Source organism: Candidatus Paceibacterota bacterium, from assembly GCA_035452965.1.
Taxonomy (GTDB): domain Bacteria; phylum Verrucomicrobiota; class Verrucomicrobiia; order Limisphaerales; family UBA8199; genus UBA8199.
The window spans coordinates 521,211-543,527 of sequence record DAOTCE010000001.1 but is presented as its reverse complement, the minus strand read 5'-3'; the positions used below and the strand labels follow the sequence as shown (position 1 = coordinate 543,527).

Sequence of the window (22,317 nt, the reverse complement as noted above, 5' to 3'; positions counted from 1 at the left end):
GCGATTACGGTTTCGGGTCGGCCAGCATGTTGGGTGGCGGCACGAACTGGCGTTTATAGATGAGCGGCGGGTAGCCATCCACCACGGGATAGCGGTCCGGCATCTTCTTCGCCATTCCCTCCCATATCACGCGGCTGGGCAGAACCACCTTGTTGGCGCGGACATAATCGTCCCAGAGCGCCATGAGGGCCTTGACCTTTTCGGGTTGCGCGGCGGCGAGATCGTGGCGTTCAGCCGCATCATTGGCCAGGTTGAATAGCTCCCATTCCTCGGTGCCATACGGCTTATACTGCCATCGCAATTTCCAGTCACCCTGGCGGACCGCGTGATTGCCGAAGATTTCCCAGGCCAGGTAATCCTGGGCCGAACGCGGCGATTCCTCCTGGCCCGCCAGCATTTTGACCCACGACTTGCCGATCAGCGGCGGCGGTTCGTGACCGTTGACGGTCTTGGGATAACTTGCGCCCGCCACTTCGAGCAGGGTGGGCACGAGGTCCGCCACGTGCATCAGGGCGCTGTGGTTGATGCTCCCCGGCGCCCGTTTGACAATCGGGCCGCTGACGATCAGCGCGTTGCGGATGCCGCCCTCGGCCATGTTGCCTTTGTATTGGCTGAAGGGGGTCATCGAGACCTGAGCCCACATCGGGCCATAGCCGACGTAGGTATGCGGATCCCCCCAGGCGTTCGGATGGGTTTGCGACCACTGCATCGAGGCGAACAGGAAATCGCGCGTGCCAGGCGTGCCTGCAATCATCTTGAAGAGGTCGGCCCCTTCCGCCCCGTTGTCGCCGAACACGATGAAGATCGTGTTGTCGTACTCGCCGATCTTCTTCAAATAATCGATCAGCCGCCCGGAGTGGTAGTCCAGGTTCTCCACCATGCCGGCGTACAGCTCCATCTTCTTGCCCATGATGGCGCGCGCTGCGGGCGCGAGCAGGGCGGCATCGGGGATGAACCACATGCGCTCGGCCAGTTCGGTGCCCTTCGGCACGAGGCCCATTTCAATCTGGCGCTTGAGCCGTTCCTGGCGCAATACGTCCCAGCCCTTGTCGTATTCGCCCACATGCCGGTTGCGCCAGTCGCGCGGCAGATGATAGGGGTCGTGCGGCGCCTGGTGCGAAACGTAAGCGAAGAACGGCTTGCCATCCTTCCGGTTTGCTTCGATGTAGCCGATAATCTTGTCGGTGTAGGTCTTGGTGGCGTAGTAATTCTTCGGCAGCTTCTTCAGGTATCGCCCATCCTCGGTGAAGTTGGACAGCGGGCTGACGGCGGTGAAATTCCACTTGTCCCAATAGCTGCCCGCGCCGTCGAGCAGCGAGAAGTCGCGCTCGAACCCGCGCGCGGCAGGAATTTGATCGGGCTTCTTGCCCATGTGCCATTTGCCGGCCATGTAGGTGTGGTAGCCGGCATCCTTGAGCAACTGGGGCAGGGTAGTGACGTGGTTGTTGAGGTAGCCTTCGTAGCCGTCCACGCCCCACTGGTTGGGCGCAGTCCACTCGTCCATGTTGCCCAAGCCGTTCAGGTGCGTGTCCACGCCGCTCAGCAGCATGGAGCGTGTGGGGGAACAACTGGCGCTCGTGTAGAACTGGGTGCAGCGCACTCCGGCCTTGGCAAGGGAATCGAGGTTTGGCGTGTTGATCTCGCTGCCGAAGCAGCCCAGGTCCGAATAGCCCAGATCGTCGCCGAGGATGATCACGATGTTCGGCCGCTTGCCCGAGACGGCGGTTGAAGGGCCCGCAGCCTGCAGACACACTGTCGCCGCCACGAGGGCAGCCAATGACCAGGCAACAATCAGGTGCTTCTTGTCAGTGCTTTTGCCTCTCCTTCCCCCAGGAAGCTCGTGACAGGCCGAAGCGCCAGCGTCGTGTGGAGAACTGCAATCGGCCGAAGCCAAGCGCGAGGCCCAGGGCGGTGATGATGAGTGCGCTTTCATACTTGATTCCATCTCGTTTGCTGAACTGTCTCTTTGTTGGGGTGGTTAATTCAAGGGGTTTATTTCGGGAACAGGAAGGCGACCTGGAAACGCAGACCCCATTCCGGCGCGCCGCTGGGACCTTCGGCGTAATAGCGTGCGCCGATTTGCAGGGCGATGGGCTGTTTGCCCACTTTCAACAACTGCTGCACCGTCACATTGATGGGGACCAGCCATTGGGATTGCCGCCAGTCATAGTTGGATTCGGTGTTCAACCCAAAGCTCGTAAAGGTCTTGGTGGTATAGGACACAAACGGCTGGAGGAACGTCCGGTTGACCTCCGCCCGACTGCTTTCCCCGGCAAAAGACCACACGTGATTGAACAGCATTCCGTAAGTCCATGGTCCTTGCTGCCGCAGAGCCACGCCCGTCGGGCCGGCACCCCATTTCTCCTCCCCCAGCAAATCATCGGTGGCGGTCGGAAGCTGCAGCACCGGACCGGCGCCCCAGATCCACCCGCCCTTCGTCGGTTTCACCGGCGAGAAGAAGAGGCTCTGGACGGTATCCGCCAGGCCTGACTGGCGGGATGTGCCGATGACGTCCTCCTGATAGACGTAGGGCAGGATCGTCCGGGAGATGACGTTCCAATCCTCGCTCAGCGAAATCGGAATCACCGGTTGCACGTTCAGCTTGTACTGGAAGCCGTCGTCCTTAGGCCCACTGCCCCAGTCGAAGTTGTTTTGCAATGGGACGCTGATGAGGCTGGCGACGGGATTGAGGGTCGCCTTCGCCAGGGCCTCGGCTTTGGCTCTTTCGTCGTCAGCCGCCGAATCGCTTTGGGCCAACGCCACGGTCGCCGCGAGGGCGCCGACCCACATCGCGTAGAGGAAGTAATTGTTTCGGGTGATTTTCATTTGCGTGACTTGTTTCAGTTGCATGGGTTTGGATGCCTTATCTGGGCGGAGGCGGCGGTAGCGCCGGGAGACCCTGCCCAGCGCGGCCGCGCAATTCCTCGATCAGGTCTATGCCTTGGGTCATGGTGTTCATGGTGTTAGCTGTGGCTTGTCGGCAATCAGCAATCAATAATCGGCAGTCTTTGTTTTCTTGGTCATGGCTTTTTGGTGGAAGTCTTGCCAGGGCACAGACGGGGACCCGGCGTCTTGCCATGAGCGGTGCTCGTGGCGCGCCGGATGGCCTCCAGCACCTGTTCCCCGGGATCGGTCTTGCGGAAATATCCGGCGCATCCGGTCGCTTGCGCCTGCGACCGCACCTCTGGCTCATCATGGGCCGTGATGAAGATGACCGGGGTAGAATCCTTGACCGCCTTCAGGCGCCGGCTCAATTCCACGCCGGACATGCCGTCCAACTGGATGTCGAGGACCAGGCAATCGAAGTGCGGACGTTTGGCATCCTCGAGCAGCGCCTCCGCTGAGGCGTAGGTGACGGGTTGAAACCCGGCGGTGCGAAGCAGTCGGCCAAATGAGCGACACACGCTTTCGTCGTCATCCACGACAGCCACGTAAACGATAGCCTTGCTTGCGCCTCGGGATTCCATGGGCGCATATTCCCAGAGAGAGAGAAATAAGCGCTACTGCCCTTTGGGGAAGGTGGGGAGAAGTAACCAGCAATCGGTGATCGCAAGCCGCTTCGTCAGCAGCAACCCGCCGCTGGTTACCGATTACTGGCTAATGACTGCCAACCGCTGATTGCTCAATAAAGCCCGCTGCCTGAACCATGCGGGTCAGCTCGGCCACAGAGTGCACCCGGAGCTTGTTGGTAATATGGGTGCGGTGGAGTTTCACGGTGCGCTCGTGGATACCGAGGTCGGCGGCGATCTGTTTGTTAAGCTTGCCTTGCACAACGTGCTGGAGAACTTCGCGTTCGCGGTCGGTCAACAACTCGAAGGGCTGGCGCAAGGCCTGGAAGCGAGCGCGCTCCGCCCGATCCTGTTCGTTGCGAGCCAAGGCGCGCTTCACGGCGGCGATCAAGTCCTCCTTGGGCGCGTGCTTGGTCAGAAAGTCCTCCGCCCCGCGGCGCATGGCTTGCACCGTGATGGGAATATCACCATGACCGGTGAGGAAGAGGACCGGCAGGTGGCTGTCCGCCTTTTGCAGCGCCTCCTGCAAAGCCATCCCGTCCATGCCCGGCATCTTCAGGTCCGATACCACGCAACCAGCCATGTCGGCTCGCAATTCCGCGAGGAACTCCGCTGCCGAGCTGTGGACGACCACGTGCAAGCCGGAGGCCCGCAGCAGGCGCGAAATGGACCGCAGGAAAGAGAGGTCGTCATCAACGACGAAGACGGTCGGTTGCGGCAAATGGCCGGGGGCGAGTGGCGAGTGGCCAGTGGCGGGTGGATTCATCGCGCGGTTAGTCGTTTGTCGCTCTTCGCCCCTTGCGCCTCTCCACTGTTCACCGGCAGGGTGAAACAGAAACACGCTCCGCCTTCCGGGCGATTCTCCGCCCAGATTCTGCCCTGGTGCGCTTCGATGATGGTCTTCGACACGGGTAAGCCTATGCCCATACCGTTGGTCTTTGTGGTGAAGAACGGCTCGAACAACCGCTCGAGCAATTCGCCGGGTATCCCCGGACCGTTGTCGCAGACGCGGACTTCAACCCCGCCGTCCCCAGCTCGCCCCACGGCGACCTGGACGCGCGGCTCCTTCGTGGCAGCCTCACCCAGCGCGTCCATGGCGTTAAGCAGCAGGTTGAGCAGTACCTGCTGAAGATGAATGCGGTCGCCCCGGGTGCTCGGCAGACCCGGAGCGGCGAAGTAACCCAGCTTCACCCGGCGAGCTGCGGCATCGGATTGCACCAGCGACAGGACCTCGGCGATCACGTCATCCAGCGCGACCGGTTGCAGGTCGAGGCTGCGCCGTTTGAGCAACGACCGCAGCCGGTCAATCACCTGGCCCGCCCGTTGGTCGTCCGTGCGAATGTCCTTAACGATGGCGCGCAGCTCCTCCCAGTCGGGCGAAGGCATTCCAAGCATGAGCTCAGCCGCCTCGGCATTGCGCAGGATGGCCCCGAGCGGCTGACTGAGTTCGTGGGCGAGCGCGGAAGCCAGTTGCCCCAGCAACGTCACCCGGCCCGAGCGAGCCAGGCTGCTCCGCAGTTCCTGCGCCTCCCTCGCGGCGTTCTTCAGCTCCGTAATGTCCTTTCCAAAGGCCGACACCCCGAAAATCTTGCCGTCCCGCCTGAGGACGCTAAAGCTCAGGAGCAAGGTCCGGGTGTGCGTGTAAGTCAGGTATTCGATCGTGAAAGGGCCCTGCTGTATCGCCCGTTGGTAAAACGCGCGCCACCGCTCCACATATTCGCCTGCCGGAAACAGTTCTTGCGGCCGCATCCCCGGCTCGATACGGATGCCCCGGCCCTGCAGGAAGTAATCCCGTAAGCCCCGGTTAAATGTCATGAGGCCGAATGAAACGGGGTCCACGCTCCAAATCAGATCGCCGGTGCTGTCGATGATCTCATTCAGGGTCGTCTGGGTTTCACGCAGCGCTTCCTCGGCCCGTTTGGCCGTGGTGATGTCCACAGACACCCCCATCAGCCGGCCCTGATCTCGTTTCCCGCCGTGGGAGAGCTGGCCGCGCGCCCGAATCCAGCGAACTTCTCCGTCCGGCAGCACGATCCGGTACTCAACGAACAGGGGGGTCTCGGTGCGCAGGGTATTCTCGACCGCCCCGCGGACAGACTCGCGTTCCTCGGGATGGATCACCTCCAGAAAGCTCTCTTGGGTCAAGAGAACATCTCGGCTGAACCCGAACAGCGCCCGCTCACTGCCCGAGGCCCAGACCTGCCGGGATTGGCGGTCCATGCTCCACGCCCCCATGCCCGCCGCGTCCAGAGACATGCGCAACTGCTCTTCGCTCTCGAGCAACGCCTGGTCGTAGCGCTTGCGGGCCAGCGCGTTGGCAAAGATCTGCGCGACCAGTTGAAGGCGTTTCACGATCTCCTCCGGCCAGGGGCTTTCCTCCCGGACCGTATTGAATGAAAGCGCGCCCAGTGTTGGTCCTCCCCCGGCTGAAAGCGGGATGGTCAGACTGGACTTGGTGCCGTAATGGCGCCAACTCTTCAGGTCGCGGGCCGCTTCCGCCGGCGCCTCGGCCAGCGAAGCCAAGGCAATGATTCTCCCCGCTCTCACCTCCTCCAGGCACCAGGGAAAGTGTTCCAGTGCGTTCATCCGCTCAGGCACCGGCGGGCCTCCCAGCGGGCGATAGAGATGGGTCAGAGTGATCACTTCCGGGGCATCAGCCGATACCTGCCAAAGCGTGCAAAGATCCAACCCGAGAGACTCGCAAACGCGGCGCTGGGCATCCTCAATTTCGTGGTCCACCTGTCCGGGAGGCAGGTTGACGAACTTCGACGAGAGATCGGCAATGAGCGTCTCAAAGCGCAGGCGCTCCTCAAGTTCAGGAAGCGGAGTGTTAGGTGGCGGCGTCATCGGTCTGTCTCAGTTCCTCCGGAAGGGTAGCTTGAGGGGGGTGCTGGTGGCTAGCGCCAAAGGTCTGGCTGGGACGTCGCTTGGGGCAGGCAGGGCCCGGCGTGCCGGGCCGAGCCGGTGCTGCCCGGCCTTGCCGGCAAGTCCCCCGCTTGGGGCTGGAACCACGATTGCCGATCGTGTAGCCTGTCTGCGTCGAGCGGCGCGCCGCTTGCGAAAGTTTGAGTTTGAGCCAATGGTATCCGCAAGCATGCGTCTGAACTTGATGCGCAAAATGACAACATTAACCATTCCGAGCGCCCGGTTGCGGCGCTGCACTTCCATTGCTCTTCTGGCTATGACCTCCGCCCTGCCCGCCGCCAGCACCACCCCGGAACGCTCAACGATCGAGGACCGCTACAAGTGGGACCTCGGCAAAATGTATGCCTCGCCGGAGCAATGGGAGGAGCATTACCAGCAGGTCTCCTCGCTCGTGACCGAGTTTGCCGCCAGGAAAGGAACCACCGGCCAATCCGCCAGCAACCTGCTGGCCGCTCTCCAATCGCGGGACCAGGCCAATATCCAGCTCGAGAAGCTCTATGCCTATGCGGCGATGAAACGCGACGAAGACATGCGCGTCCCCGCCGCCCAGGCGCTCTACCAGCGCGCGCAAACGCTGGCGGTCAAGTGGGACGAAGGGAGCTCCTGGTTCCAGCCCGAGCTGCTACGAATTCCGGAAGATCGGCTCCGCGGCTGGCTGGGGGGCGCCGAGTTGAGAGTCTATCAGCATTACTTCGACGACCTGCTCCGGACCAAGGCGCACATCCTGTCCGCCCGCGAAGAAGAACTGCTGGCCATGTCCGGCAAAGCCACGGACGCGTCGAGCGAGTCCTTCGGCCTGCTCAGCAACACCGAGCTGCGCTGGCGCACGGTCAAGGACGCGGAGAACCGGGATATCGAGATCACCACCTCGTCCTTCAGCCAGGCCATGCAGTCCAAGGACCGCCGCTACCGGCACGACGCGTTTCTCGCGTTGCACAACAGCTTCCTGGATGTGAAGAGCACGCTGGCCGCGACCCTGGCCGGCGCTATGCAGAGGGACTGGTTCTACTCCAAGGCCCGCGGCTACCCCACCTGTCTCCACCGCGCGCTCGACGCGGAGAACCTCCCGCTCGGGGTGTATGACAACCTGGTCAGGACGGTGAATGACCACGTGGGATTGCTGCACCGTTACGTGGCGCTCAAAAAGCGCGTGCTCAAGCTCGACCAGGTGCACTTCTACGATCTCTACGTGAACCTGGTGGATGTGCCCGAGCGCGATTACCCGTATGAGAAGGGGCGAGACCTGGTCCTGAACGGGGTCAAGCCCTTCGGGCCGGAGTACGTCGGGGTGATGAAGCAGGCCTTCGACTCGCGCTGGATTGATGTCTATGAAAACAAAGGCAAGCGCAGCGGCGCCTACAACATGGGCACGTATCTCTCTGCGCCTTACGTGCTGCTTAACTACAAGGGCAAGTTCCACGACGTCTCTACGGTGGCGCACGAATTGGGGCATGCGACCCAGAGCTGGTTTGCCGCCCAGAACCAGCCGCCGATCTACGCCGGCTATCCCATGTTCACCGCCGAGGTAGCCTCGACCGCGGCTGAGATCGTGTTCAAGAAGTCCATGCTTGAGCAGACTAAAGACCGAAAGGAGCGGGCATTTCTCATCAACCAGATGCTCGAAGACATGCGCGGCACCCTTTTCCGCCAGACTCAGTTTGCGGAGTTCGACCGCGCCGCGCACACGCTGGCCGAGAAGGGCGAGCCGATGACCGCCGAGGTCCTGATGAAGCTCTGCCACGACCAGTATGTTCGCTACTACGGCCCCGACTTCGCCATTGATCCGGAGCTGGATGTGGAATGCCTGCGCATCCCGCATTATTACCGGGGCTATTACGTTTACCGCTACGCGGACAGCTATTGCGCCGCGGCCGCCATTGCCAAACGCATCCTCGGCAACGAGCCGGGCGCCCGCGACCAGTGGATGAAGTTCCTCAAGACCGGCAACAGCATGTACGCGATTGACATGCTCAAGGTCGCCGGCGTGGACATGACTTCGCCCAAACCGATCGAGGACGCCATGGCGCTCTTCGAGCAGTTGCTCAAGGAGCTTGAACAGCTCCTTGAATCCTAATCTGGTCCACGACAAACGGTCCTGTCCGGCCAACACCGTCCACGAGCCGCCGGCCGACAGTTCGAGAACCGCGGCTTGACCTGGTGTATTGGGAGCCTATGGTACTTCCAATGACTAAGATCAGGAAGGGGATTGGACTGTTCCTGGTCCTTCCCGGAATACTGGTTGCCCAGCGCGGTGCGGGGGCCGACTTCAATGTCGTCAATAATGGCATCAGTGACTACCGAATCAACGGTGTGAATGACCCCACCCTCACACTGATCCGCGGACAAACTTACTCATTCGCCATCGCCGCAACAGGCCATCCATTCTGGATAAAAACCAACGCCGTAACCGGCACCACAGCCGCGTACAATAGCGGAGTGACGGGAAACGGAATAGACAACGGAACGCTAACCTTCTCGGTGCCCCTGAATGCACCCAATTCACTGGCCTATATCTGCCAGATTCACGCTGCCATGCAAGGCGCTCTCGTCATCACCAACCCGCCTCCTGCACCAGCTCTGTTGAGCAGCCCGCGCGTCTCCGCCCCGGGCCAGTTAAGTTTCGATGTCCAGGGCGTAAGCGGCCGTTTGCATGTGATCGAGGCCAAAACCAACCTGGCAGTGTCAGGCGCTTGGATTCCAATCGGCAGCAATACGCCTCCAGACGGTTCGTTTACCTTCACTGACACCAATACGGGGGCATCCGACAAAAGGTCTTATCGAGTCAGGACACAGTAGCCGCAGGCCTCCTCGAGGCGCTTCAACTGCGGAGCAGCAGGATTTCGCTCATCTGCCGGGGCGCCGGGAAGACGGGGGGAATGGCAAAGGGAGAGCCCTGCGCTACTTCACTGTGCGATGATAAATGCGCCACTCGAAGCCGTTGAGGCGGAAAAGCGGGAAGCAATCCGAGGGCGGTTCGGGCATGCCAGCCATCTTGACCGGCTGGAACTCCCGGTCGTGCATCACCTCCACCCAGCCGATAACGGGGCGGTTTGAAAAGTTGATGACCACTACAAATTCGTCCTTGCTGTCCAGACGCATGAGGGTCACCAGGTTCGCCTCGTCCGAGTTGCGCAGCCAGATGACACGGTCGTTGCGGAAGACGGGGTATGCTTTGCGCAGCCGGATCAGGCCTTGATAAATCTGGCGGAGCGGCGGGCGCTCCTTGGGCTTCCAGAAGACCGGCAGCTTCTCAAACAGGGCGGGGTCGCCGGATTCGGTCGCGTCGCCGACCTCCATGCCGTTATAGAGCAGCGGTACGCCGTCGAGCGTGAACATCAGCGCCGAGGCCGCAAGCGCGCCTTTGGCCCCGAAGCGGGCCACGGCGCGCGCCTCGTCGTGGTTGTCCGAGAACCGCACGTGCAGGGAGCCTTGGGGAAACTGCTTCCGGCTTTCCTCCCACGACCGTTTGAACTCGGAGGCTGGCGCGCCGCGCAGCAGCACCTCATTCAAAGTGCCGTGCAACGGCCACGAGTAGTCCGCGTCGAAGGCCTGGTAGAGCAGCTCGGGTTTGCTGGCTTCGGCCAGCATGAAGATGTCGGGCTTGACCTTCATCAGCTCGGCGCGGGCTTCTTCCCAGAAGCTGGTCGGCACTTCGTAGGCGACGTCGCATCGGAAGCCGTCGAGGTCGAATGTGCCGGGATCAATCCAGTGCTTGAGCATGCCGATCATGTACTCTCGCAGCTTGGGATTCTGGTAGTTCAGGCCGGCAACGTCGGTCCATTCCTTGACTGGCGGGATGATCTTCCCGCTGGCGTCCTGCTTGTAGAACTCCGGGTGCGCCATCAGCACGCTGTCCCAGGCGGTGTGGTTCGCCACCACGTCAATAATGACCTTGAGCCCGCGCTTGTGGGCTTCGGAAACCAGGCGCTTCAAATCGGCCTCGGTGCCGTAATCAGGATTGATGGCGTAGTAGTCGCGCACGGCGTAGGGACTGCCGAGGGTGCCCTTGCGCAGCTTCTCGCCCAGCGGATGAATGGGCATGAGCCAGAGGATATTAACGCCAAGGTCCTTAAGGTCGTCGAGGCGCGCGGTGATGCCGTTGAAATTGCCCTCCGGGGAGAAATTGCGGGGGAAAATCTCATAGACGACTCCATCGCGGACCCACGGCGGGACGGAGCGGGCCACCCGCGCGGGGTCGGCGTGAAGCGGGAAGAGCGAGGTGGCCAGAAGAACGCAGGCGAGGGCCAGCCATCCTGAACGGCGGCGGATAATGTATGTGTTCATGTGTTTTATCATGCGCGGTGATTTATGAATTGAAAATCTAAGGGAGCAGCCTTACCCGGTAGAATCGTTGAGTGGCGGCTGCCGGCGGCACTGGGTCGGTGCAGGAGAGGATAAGCTGGAGCGGGCCGGCGGTGGTAAGCCCGCCAGGCAGGTTGCTCCAGGCGCCGCCGAGGAACGCAGTCCACTCAACTTGGTAAGAATGACCCGGCATGGCGGCCCAGTTGACCGCATACCCGCTGGCGCCAACTTGCAGGTTCTGCAATGTGAATCCCAACGCCGGGTCAAGGCGGTCGAACTTGCCGTCCGCATTGTTGTCGTGCAGCGCCGCGGTCGGGATGACAAAGAACTCGCCAGGGTCAATATCCGGGCCGGTGCCGGCGGGGCATTGGGCGGCCAGAACGCCATTGTCGGCGGTCTGGTAGGCGGCGGCGCAGAGATAGATGTTCGTCGGCATGTAACCAAAGGCAGCGACCAGGTCAATGGTGCCCGCCATGGCCCCGGAGCTGGTCGCGGCCTTGAAAGCCGTCGAGGAAGCTGGGGCGTTGAACCAGGCAACGTAGGTGTTGATGCTTTCGCTGGCGAGAAAGGGCTTGCTGGTGGCGGCAGCGACGTAGCCGGTCTTGGCCCAAGGCGCCCCGGCGGTGGCCGAGGAGAGGAGTTGGTCGCTGACCAGAATGAAATGGTCATTCGGCCCGCTGGTGCCAGTGGACCACGTGGCGACATAGAGCGTTGTGCCGCGCAACGCGCCATAGAGCACCATGCCGCTCGAGGCGAGTTGGTAGCCAGGGTAATTGAAGGTGCCGTCAAGGATGAAGGGTGGAATGTTGGTGGGCGGCGCGGCGAGAGTGTTGGTGCAGACGGTGGCGCTGGGCGCGGAGAGGCCGATGTTGTTCGAGGCGACAACGGAGTAGCAGTAGTAGTTGTCAGCGGCGAGTCCTGTGTCGGAGTAGGTGACGGCCGTGGTCAAGGCGAGAGGTGAACCGGCGCGGTGGACGATGTAGGCGGTGGCGCCGGAGGAAGCGGACCAGGCTAGGTTGATCTGGTTGGTCTGCACGGGAACCAGGACAAGGTTCTGAGGCTGGGAGGGAGCCTGGGGTGTGCTGCTGACCGGGAAATGCCAGTCTTGGCCGCCATTGTTGTCCCAGGTGCCGCTGCCGTTGTTGAAAACGCAGTCCAATTGGGTCGCGTCGGCGGGCACGGTCACCGTGTATTCCCAGCGATTGGAGGCCGAGTTAAACGTCATGGCCGGATCGGGATTGACGACCGTGGACCAACCGTTCCAGCCCAAGTGGATGTAGATGGCGCTTGCGCCGACCAAGGGGCCGCCGACAGGGGTGAATGCAATCGTAGCGCTAACTCCGGCCACGGGTGGCGCCGGCGAAACGCAAACGCGATCATTGCACCCATTCGTGGCGCCGCCTCCCCCCCCGCCCTGGGAAGCGCCGACATAGACGTGGTAGATGGGAGACTTGCAGGTATTCCCGCGGCTGTCTGTGCCCGCGACATAGTAATCCACGTAGCTGTTGGTGACGCCGCTCACTTTCGCATAATAGTAGTCTGCGATGTACTGCGGGGTCACGCCGATGACGGGAGCGACCACGCGTTTGGTCATGTTGGAGGTGAGCCAGGCGCCGGCCAGCGGGCCACCCGCATAGGTCTTAAACTGGTCGCTGGTGGGCGGGTTGGTCCCGTTGATGCGGAAGTGCAGGGTGACGTTCGAGATGCCCGAGACGTCATAGCCGTAGGTCCAGACCCAGAAGTCGGAGTTGGTGGCGACGGTCAGCTTGTAGCCGTATTGCACGCCGAAGTTGGTGCCGCCGGGATTCCACGGATGCCGCTGCGGCGGAAAGAGTGTGGGGGCGGTGGTGTCGCCGGCGGGATTGCCCGCCAGGATGCCGTTGACGTTTCGGACAGCGTTGGATTGGGCGACGACAGCGCGGTGGCATTCATCGTCGTGGCAGCCGTAATAGACGAACCCGCTGTCGAGACTGCCCAGGTAATAGTGCCAGCCCAACTCGACGCCGTTGGGAGTGGTGCTGAAACTGCCCGGATCGCGCACCTGGTCAATGTTCGGCGTTACCCCGGCAACTTGCTGCGCAGTCTTAACGCGGTTCTCCGTGGCGATGATGACGCGCCAGTTGTCGGCCTTGTCACTGACGCCCTGGCTGGGGTCCACGACGTTGACGCCACTGCTGGAGTAGCTGGGAGGCCAGTGCCAGTTGATGAAGATTGGCGAACCGAAGTCGCCGTCGGCATACACCCAGCCGCCGTCTTCGACATGAACGACGTCGTTGGCGTCGGGCGGGAATTCCTGCAAGAACTGCTCGACGGTGGTGAGTTCGTAGCCGCGCCCGCTCGCCTGGCTGGCGAAATTCTGCACCCACTCCATGTAGTAGGAGTAGCCCCCGCTCCAGGCGTTGTCACCGTCATGGGCACACATCACCAGCGCCGGTTTGGCGGGGTTATTGCGCGCATCGAGCGGATCGAGCAGGCCCAGCCCCCACTGGCCGTAGCTGTCTTTCCAGCCCAGGGCCTGATCGCTGGGCACTACAATAATCTTGGATTCCGCTCCGGTATCCGGGTCCACGTGGCGCGCATAGTGAAGCTGGAATCCAAACGGCATGACCTGGATGGGTGAGCAGCCGCGGTCAATTGAAATGCGTTGATAGTTGCCGGCGCCCTGGGCCGGGTTGAGTTGGTCGGCCAGGTTAGGCAGGTCGCAGTTCTCGCCCCCGGAGCCGACTGCAACCGGGAAGTCCGCGCATGCGCGCGCCAGATGGGTGTTGGCGATGATAGTCCAGTCAATCCCCACGCGCTTCAGGATGGGAATCATCCGCTCGGAGAAGCAGGTCTCCGTCGGGAAGTAGCCGCGCGAGAACGCGGGGTTGGTGCCCCAGAAGATCTCCATTTGACGGCGATGGATTCGCAGCTCCATCTCCAGCGTCGCATCGCTGAGCAGCGGCGCCAGGGCGTGGTGGTAGGTGAAGTTGACCAGGTCCATGCGCGGCTTGCCGGCGGTGGTGGTCCACGTTCGGGCATTGCGATTGGCCCCATACCACGCGGGATCGTAGCCAAGCTGGCGCGCGGCGCCCAAACTCTGAACATTCTCCATCAGCGCACCGGAGTAACTGATCTGTGCGCCGGAATTGAGATAGCCCCCGATGGTGCCGAGCGCCGCGCTGGGCCGGCCTTGGTAAGCATTTACACGGTCGTCCAGGCCAAAGATGGTGCGCAGTCCCTCGGGGTTGGGATGCGGCCGCCCCGCATCCTGCTGCTGGATAGTGTCCCAGGCAGCCTCGTAGTGGTCGGTGCCGTAGTTGCGGCGATCGGGCCAGTAGACTGGTTGATGCAAGTGCCAGAGCCAGGTGGTATGGATGCCGGTGGAACCCCAGGCGGTGCTACAGGCTGCGAGGAGGGCAAGGTGGAGGATAGCCGCCGCCGGGAAACGAAAGCGGCGGCTGGAAGGCAACGGAAAGCACTCGACCGCCCAGGATCGCTGCGGTGTAGTCGGTATCACGGACATCGCTACTACTTAAGCAGATGGCGGGACATTCCGCGCCCGCATCTTTGTGCGGTAGCTATCGGGCGCCGCTGAATGTTAAGCTCGATAATATCGGACTATGCGCACTAGCCTTGCCCACCGCACCGCGTCTTTGAGCGTCGTTTTCATACTTCTCTTTGGCGGCCTGACGGCTGCCCGGGGCGAGGCAATGCTTCAGCTCTTCCAGATGAAGTGGAGCGAACTCAGCCAGAAGATGCCCGAGCTGGCGGAGGCCGGCTACACCAGCCTGTGGCTCCCCGTGCCCGCCAAGGGCGGTGGGCTGCTGTCGGTGGGCTACGATCTCTTTGATCCGTTTGACCTAGGCGACAAATATCAGAACGGCACCGTCGCCACCAAGTACGGCACGAAAGCCGAATTGCTGGAGATGGTCGAGACCGCCCACCGGTTCGGCATTCGCGTCTACTTCGACAACATCATGAACCACCGCCAGGGAGTCGTGCCGGGCTATGACGTTTACACCCCCACCAACTTCTTCCCGGGGCTACTGCCACAGGACTTCCATTTGAAGACCACCAGCAGCGGGAACCGGAACTGGCCGAATGTGGAGGACTGGGGCGATCAGGATTATGTGCAGAACGAGCCGATCAACGGCCTCTGCGATCTGGCTACCGAACCCGGCGGGATCAACTATAACTTTGGCCCGTCCCTCTGGAGCCAAGCCAGCAAGCCCTTCTTCGTCCGCCATCCCGCCAATCCCGAGTACTACATGGACACCAACACCGTTGCCCTGGGTTCATGGGCTGCCGGCGGTTCGCCTGGCTTTAGCTGGCCCGGAGGCACCTGGCATGCCTTCAACGGCACCAACGGCCAGCCCGTCGCCGAGCGGGTCGAGGACTACCTCACCCGCGCCGCGATGTGGACGATCCACGCCACCAAGTGCGACGGTTTCCGGCTGGATGCAGTTAAGCATGTGCCTTCCCCTTTCTTCGGCGACTACTCGACCAGTTGGCGCGGTTACCTTGGCGGAATTCAGGCCATGTTCGATTTCACGCACGGCTACGGCAGCAACGTCCGCACCAACGGCTACCCGGAAACCGACGATAACCGGAATAGTTGTTTCGACACCGAGGCGCCGCGCAATGACGCCATGGTCTTCGGCGAACACCTGGGCTCCCCGCCGTCGTACGGCGAATACATCAGTACCGGGATGCGGTTGTTGAACTCGCCCCTGCGCACCGTGCTCAATGGTGGCTTGCAGGGCGGCGGCTCGCTGCCTGCGGACCTTGACCAGCCTCATTTCATTCCGTACGACGGCGCGTTCAGCGCCGCCCAGGGCGTCCAGTTCGCCGAGGATCACGACCACCTCCTCTGCTGTCCGACCCACCGCGAGCTGCAGAACGCCTATTACTTCATGCACGAGGGCCTGCCGATGATCTACTCGGATAACTTCAACTGGGCTGGCCCGCCCGGCAGCGAATCCACGTTCCCACAGGTCCCCATGACTTGTTACCTCGGTCAATTCGGCGATAACACCATGCCCGAGACCTGTTACATCCACAATCAGATGGCCCGCGGCGGCACGCGCCCGCGTTGGAGCGACAGTCATATCGTCGCCTTCGAACGATATGACTATCGCGACGTTGCTGGCGGCGATCCTTACAGCAACCCCGACGCCACGGTGGTCCTCTTTGCGATGAACGCCACCTACAACAACCCCTCCGGCGATGTCCTCTTTGACGACGGGATCGTTAGAGCCGATGACGGTTACTACAACTGCTATAACGGAAGCCCCTCCAAGGGTTTTGGCTTGGTGGTCGGCTTTCCACCCGGATCAGTCCTGTCACAGATGGCCAGCAGTTCGCCAAATGGCGGCAATTCCCGCACCTGTGCGAAGCTGTTGGTGCATGAAGCCACGACCAGTCAGGCAGAGGCGACTTCCACCGCCTTCGCTGCCAGCCCGGCGCAACGGAAAATCTATGTGGCCGGCGGCCAGGTCCTGGCCCCGGGAGGCGGCGCCATTGAGTTGCTCATTCCGGCCGGGGGCTGGGTGATGTACGGCTACCAGTGGCCGGAGCCGAGCCGCGCAAATGTGCTGACCAATGCCATCACCTTCCGGCAGGGCGGGGCAGTCGCGCCGACGCTGCTGGTCACCCGCCGCGACGGCAGCCACGGCGATCCTGGCTTCGGCCCGGTTTATCCCTTCAAGATGCGGGGGAGCGTGGACTCCGGCGGCAACGTCCTGCTCGCTCCCGGCGAAGGCAATCTCGCCGCCACCACCAGTACCTACTCTATCCGGATTCCGGTCCTGACCAATGCGCCCTTTGACATGCTCCTGCGCAGCGACGCGTCGGCCGTGAATATGGCGGTCAAGTTGGACGGCGGGCTCGACCTGAACAGTCACATGGGCCTCGGCCCCGGCACGGGCTTTGACCGGCGGGACAACCGGCCTGGTTATGTCACTGACGTATGGCTCGGTTACGAGCAGGCGCTGCAGCAGTTCCGCTATGGCCCGGAGAAATTCGGCGCACGTTTGGTCGACCGGAACACAATCGCTTCACCCGGCGCCGAGACGTACAAATACACCGTCGGCACCACAACCACGTCGGTGGTCAATGGGGCGGGTGGAGGTTTGGGTGTCAAGACCCAGACAGCCGACTGGGTTTATCACGATCCGGCGGCGACTAATACCGCCAAAGGCCGCAGCACTCCCACTCAGCGCATCCCCTACAATCCGGGGGCCGGCCAGCCCGTGGATATCTGGATCAAGTCAGGCTACCAGTTCCAGATTGACAAGTGCTTTATCTACTACACTACCGACGGCACCAATCCCGAAGGAGCCTTCGGCGTCGGCAAAGGGACCACCCAGGTCGTCGAGGCGGGGTGGCAGACCAACGACGTGGCTGAATCCACCATCGACTGGTGGAAGGGCACCATCCCGGCACAGTCCGGGAGCCCCGAAGTTCGCTACAAGGTGGCCCTGTTCAAGGGCGGCGTCTATGGCCCGATTGAGGCCATTTCCGACGCCGACGGCGCCAAGCTTTACGGCCTGACCCAATTCGGTATAACGAACTTCAATCCCACCGCCGCCACGGTGTGGCTGCATAACAACCTCAACACGAGCGACACCACCACCGGCTTGCGTAGCGGATTCCACATTGTCCGCGCGCGCGCTTTCCTGCCGCGCAGCGGCAAATCGGCGGTCTATAACACCTTCCTGCAGACCTTTTACTACGCCGGCCAGTTGCCGGGCGGAGTCATTGCCTACCCCGCCACAGACGGCGCCACGCTGACTAGCAGCACCTACACCGTGGTCGTGCGCGCCGACAGCTCGACAACAGCGGTGGATTACTGCATCACCGACAACAATGGCCAGAACTGTGGCACGGCCAGCGCAGTCTCTCCGGACGGCGGCCTGAGTCAGCAGTACCCCAATTACCCGCAGGAGTTTCGCTTCGCCTACAGTCCCGTTGCCAGTAGCGGCACCGCCACGATTGATGTTTACCTCAAGGACACCGCGTCGAGCGTTTACCCGGAGCGCTACACTACGGTCACCCGCACAATCAATGCCCAAGGACCGGCCACCGTGCTCAATATCGTCAATCCATCCACTGACGGACAGGTGCTCACCCTCAACTCCAATGATGTCTTCACCATCTCATCCTGTTTTACCGCCACCCTTACCACCACCAATTACAACCTCTTCAGCATCTACATCAACGGCGTCTTCCAACCGCGTCAGGACGCCAACAGCAACGTCCTCTACAACATCCGCCCCTTTGGCTGCGGCACGGGAATGCGCCAGATCTACTACAACTGGCGGGACTTTTCCCCCGGCACCAACACCATTCTCGTCACCTTCTCCAACGGCGTGAATCTCAGCGCGAGCCGCACCGTGCTTGTGGGCATCCGGAACTCGGTCCTCGACACGGACGGAGACACCGTTCCCGACTGGCTCGAACTGCTCGCCGGCACCGACCCGGGCGACCTCAATTCCTTCCTCCGCATCACGCATCTGGTTCCCGACACTCCTGCCGAGGTCACTTGGGCCAGCGTGCCCGGCAAATCCTACCAAGTGCTCGCCACTACCAACCTGCACGAGCCTATGCAGCCAATTGTCGGCGCGGTCGTCCCGGCCAGCCTCACTGACCCTGTCACCCGCTGGTTCGACTCTTCCTCCGGCGCCACCAACCGTTTCTACCGTATCCAGGTCCTGCCCTAAACTCGCGAGCCGGACCTAATGCGAAAATGTCTCTTCGTCGACAGGAACGTCTCGCCGAGGCGTCCGCTCCGCGCTTCAAATTCCCAATTGCCATGAAAAGTCACTCTCATCTGGCCATCCTCGTCTGCTTGGCCATGTGCCTGACCACTGGTCACCAGTGCTTCGGGGTGCTGGCCAACGCCTGGCACATCCCGGACAACACCAGCGATCTTGGCTTCAACATGCGCAGCCCTGAGTTTGAGATCGGAACTGACACCACCGTCACCGTTTATCAGGGAGTCCAGAAGTACAACAACCCCGGCTATGGCACCGCCAACCAGACCGGCGGCACGCTCTACTACAAGGGCGCGACGCAAGGTTCCTGGAGCAACACCGCCCTCACTTGGCACCTCAACGGCGGCCCCAGCCCCAACAACCAATACTGGAAGGCGTCGTTCAACAGTGCCAGCGTCGGCACCAACGAGGTCATCCAGTATTACCTGTACCTGAACTTCGACTCCGGGGCAGAGAACACTTATCTCTACGGCGGCGACGGCGGCAGCAGCACGACCACCAGTCAGGCTACCGCCGCCACGTCTCCCTTCGCCATCCGCAACCGCCCGGCTTGGCTCTTCCACGCCGGCAACCGCGTCGTCAGCCCCGGCGACGACGACACTCACTACAACGTGGCTTTCTGGATCAAGCTCGGCTACATTGGCAAGGACTCCAGCCTCGCCTCCCGCTGGGCTGATCATGCCGCTGTCTATTTCACCACTGACGGAGCCACCCCAACCGGCTCGCTCGGGGTCGCCGGCGGCACTTCTCAAGCGGTATCCCTGGCGCTCGACCACGTTGAGGACGACACCAGCCCCGCAGGCAACGCCATGTGGTGGCAAGGTACAGTGAGCAACCTGCCCGCCTTCATCACCATCAAATACAAGATCGGCGCCTGGCACAGCACCAACAACGAGGAGAAGTTCGCCGATTACAACGCGGGCTCGCCCAACACCGTCTTCGACTTTTCCATCGGCGCCGCCGGTGACCCCGTCCTCACCGTCAACGGTCTTAACGCCAATTACACCACCACTCACGTCTTCGTGGATGAAACGGCAGCCGACTCCGTCCCCCTGGCCATTCTCTTTTCACCCGGAGTCTCGGGCGTCACCAACGCCGAGGTTTTCTCCAACCTCAATCGCCGCGACCGCGCCGCGCTCGATGCCAACGGCGACGGCGTCGAAGACGGCATCGTGCCGCCCGACGGTGCCGCTATTGCCGCCGGCGACGACAGCCAATATTACAAGGCCTACACCATGAGCCCGGGTGGCCAACCCGGCCAATACACCCTCACGCTCAATGCGCAAAAGACCGGCGCCTATCGCCTGACTGCGCGCTACCAGATAACCGGCGACACTAACTGGTTCTGGTATTCCGACGGCGGCCGCCGCGATCACGCCCTTGTTGTCGCTCCCCGCAAGGCCCGCAATATCACTCTCTACGAGCTGAACGTCCTCAACATCGGCTCCCAGGGCATGCAGGATTATCAGCGCAGCACATTCACCGACCTCCACGGCGGGCCCGGTTCCCGCCCCTATGATCCCGTTACCAACCGCTTCAACCTGGCCTATGCCCGGAATCTCGGCGTGAACTGGCTCTGGTTCCAGCCCATTCATCCCATCGGCGATGCCGGTCGCCATACTGATCCCGCCACCGGCCAGCCCTATTCCATCGGCAGTCCATACGCCGTGAAGAACTTCTTCCAGGTCAACCCCCTAATGAGCAAGGCGAACACCCGCGACGCCGCCATGACCGAGTTCACCAACTTTGTCGCCGCCGCCGACGCCGCCGGCCTCAACGTTATGCTCGACGCCGCTTTCAACCACACCGCCTGGGATTGCGAACTGGACGGCAGCGGCGTTTACTACTTCGCCAGCGGCGCGCAGGCTGCTGATCAGATCCGCAACTGGGAAGCCCGCTTCTATTCCCGAGCCGACCGCTACGATATGCGGGCCTCGGGGGTCGGCAACGTCGCCGTCGCCCCGGATCGCTGTGACTTCGGCAAGTGGAGCGATGTCGCCGACGTGTTCTTCGGCCGCTACGCGGCCCTCACGCCCAGCGCTGCGGAATCCGGCGCCCACCTCAACGAGGCCGATTGGTTCGACTACAGCATCGGCGACGAGGACCAATACGGCGACCAGAACGGTCACTTCGACTCGGTGACCCGCAATGTGTGGCGTTACTTCTCCGACTATGTCCTCTACTGGCTGGACAAGACCGGCTGCCCCTACGGCACCCCCGCCGCCCAAACATCCAGAGGCATTGACGGCCTCCGCGCCGACTTCGGCCAGGGCCTGCCGCCCCAGGCCTGGGAATACATCATCAACAAGGCCCGCAGCCGCAAATGGGACTTTGTCTTCATGAGCGAATCCCTCGATGGCGGCAATGTCACCTACCGCTCCAACCGGCACTTCGACATCCTCAACGAGAACATCGTTTTCCCGCTCAAGTCGGCGGCCACGGCCAGCGACTACCGCAACATCTTCGCAGACCGCCGCCGCTCTTACGGCCAGGGCCTCGTCCTGCTCAACACCACCTCCCACGACGAGGAGAACTACGATGACCCCTTCCAGGCCCTCATCCGCTATGCCGCCTGCAGCTCCGTGGACGGCGCCCCGATGATCTTCTACGGGCAGGAGCTTGGCATCACCCGCACCACCGGGTTCGACCTCTATGAGATCAATTTCAGCAAGCTCATCCCCCAGTTCAAGAAATACAACTCTCTCCAGCCCATCTTCAACAACCGCGGCTATGGTGTGGACTTCCTCTGGCCCGTCTATGCCGCCATCAACCAGGCCCGCGGCTTCAGCCCTGCGCTCCGCTCGTCCAATCGCTTCTTCCTCAACCAAGTTGGCAGCGGCAAACCGCAGACAAACATCTTCTCCGTTGCCAAGTATGAGCAGCCGAATGGCTCGCCCAACTGCTTCGACGTGATCTTCGCCTTCGCCAACCTTGATCGCAATAACTCCCAGCAGGGCAATTTTAACGTGGACATTACTCAGGACAGCGCCAACCTCTTCGGCATCAAGCCGGCCCGCACCTACAACGTCCGCAACATCGCCGCCTACACCGCCTACGACTCCAATCGCCGCAACTACTGGCTCTGGCCTGGTGCTGGCCTGGCTGGCTCCAACCTCCTCGCCAACGGCATCTACGTCTCGCTCAACCCCGTGCCCGGCGCCGACAGTGGTTGGACCAACGCGCCTTTCGAGCCCCAGTACTTGAAGCTCTACGACGTCACTCCACCCGCCACCCCTTCCGCTCCCTCGACTCCGAAGGCTTATTCCATTGGTCCCAGTGCAACCTTCACTTGGGCTCCGCTGGCGGATCCTGAAGGCGGCGTCTCTGCCTATCACCTCATAGTCGGCACTTCTCCCGGCGCCTCCAACGTCTTCGACGGTATCGTCACCGCTACCGCGCAGACGATCACCAACATCCTCGGCACTACCAACTACGCCATGGTCAGCGCCTTCAATAACGCCGGCATCGAAGGCCCCTTCAGCCCGTCTAGCGCCGGCGTCGTTCTACTCGATCCCAACGGCGACTTCGATCAGGACGGTATCACCAACGCCGCCGAAGACCTCGCCGGCACCAACCCGCTCGAATCCAATACCCCCCTTCGTATCCTGAGCCTGGCATACGGAAACCTCCTCACCTGGTCCAGCGTCTCCGGCAAGACCTACCGCGTCTGGTCCACCGCCGACCTCAACAGCAGCTTCGTGCCCATCAGCGGAATTGTGACCGCTGCGAGCGCCACTGCCAGTTGCCCCGTGGGACCAGCCACCAATGCCAGCATGTTCTACCGGGTCAGCGTGCTGCCCTGACGCCCCCGCAGAGCCGGTGGC

The 22,317-nt window shown here is 62.0% G+C and carries 11 protein-coding genes; 4 read left to right on the top strand and 7 right to left on the bottom strand.

All coding sequences use genetic code 11. The features are described from left to right. Positions 1-4 precede the first annotated feature (4 nt). From P5205_01985 to P5205_01965, 5 genes are all read right to left on the bottom strand, one after another. Entirely contained in the window at positions 5-1,765 is a 1,761-nt protein-coding gene (locus P5205_01985) for an arylsulfatase (GenBank protein HSA09116.1), read from the bottom strand. Between the two features lie 227 nt (positions 1,766-1,992). Further along, complete coding sequence (locus P5205_01980; GenBank protein HSA09115.1) at positions 1,993-2,850, bottom strand: transporter; 858 nt, start codon at positions 2,848-2,850, stop codon at positions 1,993-1,995. A 170-nt stretch (positions 2,851-3,020) separates the two neighbouring features. Continuing rightward, positions 3,021-3,467: a response regulator gene (locus tag P5205_01975; GenBank protein HSA09114.1), complete on the bottom strand. Its 447-nt coding sequence runs from the start codon at positions 3,465-3,467 to the stop codon at positions 3,021-3,023. Between the two features lie 130 nt (positions 3,468-3,597). Continuing rightward, on the bottom strand, positions 3,598-4,275 hold the full coding sequence (locus P5205_01970; GenBank protein HSA09113.1) for a response regulator: 678 nt from the start codon (positions 4,273-4,275) through the stop codon (positions 3,598-3,600). After that, entirely contained in the window at positions 4,272-6,356 is a 2,085-nt protein-coding gene (locus P5205_01965; GenBank protein HSA09112.1) for an ATP-binding protein, read from the bottom strand. The genes P5205_01970 and P5205_01965 overlap by 4 nt, the downstream gene beginning before the upstream one ends. A gap of 334 nt (positions 6,357-6,690) precedes the next feature. On the opposite strand from P5205_01965, the gene pepF reads away from it, so the two are divergent. Beyond that, positions 6,691-8,508 (top strand): oligoendopeptidase F, encoded by a 1,818-nt coding sequence (gene pepF / locus P5205_01960; GenBank protein HSA09111.1) that lies wholly within the window; start codon positions 6,691-6,693, stop codon positions 8,506-8,508. A 110-nt stretch (positions 8,509-8,618) separates the two neighbouring features. Then, positions 8,619-9,230: a hypothetical protein gene (locus P5205_01955; GenBank protein ID HSA09110.1), complete on the top strand. Its 612-nt coding sequence runs from the start codon at positions 8,619-8,621 to the stop codon at positions 9,228-9,230. A 102-nt stretch (positions 9,231-9,332) separates the two neighbouring features. Here the strand turns inward: P5205_01955 and P5205_01950 are convergent, their stop codons facing one another. Together P5205_01950 and P5205_01945 are read right to left on the bottom strand one after the other, a co-directional pair. Further along, positions 9,333-10,718: an alpha-amylase family glycosyl hydrolase gene (locus P5205_01950; GenBank protein HSA09109.1), complete on the bottom strand. Its 1,386-nt coding sequence runs from the start codon at positions 10,716-10,718 to the stop codon at positions 9,333-9,335. Between the two features lie 37 nt (positions 10,719-10,755). Further along, positions 10,756-14,241 carry a carbohydrate-binding protein gene (locus tag P5205_01945; protein ID HSA09108.1) on the bottom strand — a complete coding sequence of 1,162 codons (3,486 nt, stop codon included), beginning with the start codon at positions 14,239-14,241 and terminating at the stop codon, positions 10,756-10,758. Positions 14,242-14,338: 97 nt separating this feature from the next. Here P5205_01945 and P5205_01940 point away from each other — a divergent pair, with 97 nt between their 5' ends. Further along, positions 14,339-18,439 (top strand): alpha-amylase family glycosyl hydrolase, encoded by a 4,101-nt coding sequence (locus P5205_01940; GenBank protein HSA09107.1) that lies wholly within the window; start codon positions 14,339-14,341, stop codon positions 18,437-18,439. A gap of 92 nt (positions 18,440-18,531) precedes the next feature. Further along, entirely contained in the window at positions 18,532-22,296 is a 3,765-nt protein-coding gene (locus tag P5205_01935; protein HSA09106.1) for an alpha-amylase family glycosyl hydrolase, read from the top strand. Positions 22,297-22,317 lie beyond the last annotated feature (21 nt).

Coding starts and splice junctions, on each gene's coding strand:
- P5205_01950 (HSA09109.1), bottom strand. CDS start 10,718: ATGAACACATACATTATCCGCCGCCGTTCAGGATGGCTGGCCCTCGCC.
- P5205_01965 (HSA09112.1), bottom strand. CDS start 6,356: ATGACGCCGCCACCTAACACTCCGCTTCCTGAACTTGAGGAGCGCCTG.
- pepF (HSA09111.1), top strand. CDS start 6,691: ATGACCTCCGCCCTGCCCGCCGCCAGCACCACCCCGGAACGCTCAACG.
- P5205_01955 (HSA09110.1), top strand. CDS start 8,619: ATGACTAAGATCAGGAAGGGGATTGGACTGTTCCTGGTCCTTCCCGGA.
- P5205_01975 (HSA09114.1), bottom strand. CDS start 3,467: ATGGAATCCCGAGGCGCAAGCAAGGCTATCGTTTACGTGGCTGTCGTG.
- P5205_01980 (HSA09115.1), bottom strand. CDS start 2,850: ATGCAACTGAAACAAGTCACGCAAATGAAAATCACCCGAAACAATTAC.
- P5205_01945 (HSA09108.1), bottom strand. CDS start 14,241: ATGTCCGTGATACCGACTACACCGCAGCGATCCTGGGCGGTCGAGTGC.
- P5205_01940 (HSA09107.1), top strand. CDS start 14,339: ATGCGCACTAGCCTTGCCCACCGCACCGCGTCTTTGAGCGTCGTTTTC.
- P5205_01970 (HSA09113.1), bottom strand. CDS start 4,275: ATGAATCCACCCGCCACTGGCCACTCGCCACTCGCCCCCGGCCATTTG.
- P5205_01935 (HSA09106.1), top strand. CDS start 18,532: ATGAAAAGTCACTCTCATCTGGCCATCCTCGTCTGCTTGGCCATGTGC.